General features: G+C 68.1%; 1 protein-coding gene. It reads left to right on the top strand.

The annotated features are described in order from the left end of the window. Positions 1-683 (top strand): aldehyde dehydrogenase family protein (locus AC3WUT_RS30165; protein WP_492350757.1); only part of this gene is annotated, 683 nt, incomplete at both ends.

The following is a 683-nucleotide window of genomic DNA, read 5'->3' on the forward strand; positions in this document are numbered from 1 at the left end:
ATGTGCACCCGCGTGGACGGCCACACCTACCCCACCCCCACCCACCTCAACTACACCCTGTTCCACCCCGTGGGCGTGTGCGCCCTCATCAGCCCCTGGAACGTGCCCTTCATGACCGCCACCTGGAAGGTGGCCCCCTGCCTGGCCTTCGGCAACACCGCCGTGCTCAAGATGAGCGAGCTCTCCCCCCTGTCCGCCGCCCGCCTGGGCGAGCTGGCCCTGGAGGCCGGCATCCCCGCCGGCGTGCTCAACATCGTGCACGGCTATGGCCAGCAGGCCGGCGAACCCCTGTGCAGCCACCCCGATGTGCGCGCCATCAGCTTCACCGGCTCCACCGCCACCGGCAACCGCATCGTGCAAAGCGCGGGCCTCAAGAAATTCAGCATGGAGCTGGGCGGCAAGAGCCCCTTCGTGATCTTTGCCGACGCCGACCTGGACCGCGCCCTGGACGCCGCCGTGTTCATGATCTTCAGCAACAACGGCGAGCGCTGCACCGCCGGCAGCCGCATCCTGGTGCAAAAGTCGATCTACGCCGACTTTGCGCAGAAGTTCGCCGAGCGCGCCCGCCGCATCACCGTGGGCGACCCGCTGGACGAAAAAACCATCGTGGGCCCCATGATCAGCCCCGCCCACCTGGCCAAGGTGCGCAGCTACATCGAGCTGGGCCCCAAGGAAGGCGCCAC

It is taken from the genome of Curvibacter sp. EU05-FHT14A10 (assembly GCF_058791075.1).